General features: G+C 65.0%; 1 protein-coding gene. It reads right to left on the bottom strand.

The annotated features are described in order from the left end of the window. Nucleotides 1-423, bottom strand: a 423-nt coding sequence (locus tag IB254_RS29355; protein WP_192420953.1) for an Ig-like domain-containing protein, incomplete at both ends; no start/stop codon positions are given.

Raw genomic sequence — 423 nt, 5'->3', positions numbered from 1 at the left:
GTCTGGGTCAGGGCCGGTGCGTCCGGGTCGGTGCCGTAGGTGAGGTTTTTTTCGTAGACGGTCAGTTCACCGCCATACGCGTCGAGGCCGCTGAGGGTGACCGGGCTGATGCAGCCGTTGCTGACGTCGATGGTGATGGTCGTGGTGCTTTCATCACCGTCGTTATCACGCAAGGTGTAGGTAAACACGTCGGTCGCGCCCGGGCCGTTCACCCCGTTCGGGTAGCTGTGATATTCGGCGTTGCCCTGTGCGTCCAGGGTCAGGTAACCGTAGGTGCCGTTGATGTGAGTGTTGAGGCCGCCGTTGACCGGGGTCGAAGTGTCCGAGCCGGCGCGTACGCCGACCACCCCGCCGCCGAGCAACGGACCATCGGCGCCGGCGACGTCGTTCCACAACACGTTGCCGCTGACGGTGCCGCCCTCC

It is taken from the genome of Pseudomonas sp. PDM03, assembly GCF_014852385.1.
GTDB lineage: Bacteria > Pseudomonadota > Gammaproteobacteria > Pseudomonadales > Pseudomonadaceae > Aquipseudomonas > Aquipseudomonas migulae.
This window is presented reverse-complemented; position numbering and strand designations above follow the sequence as displayed.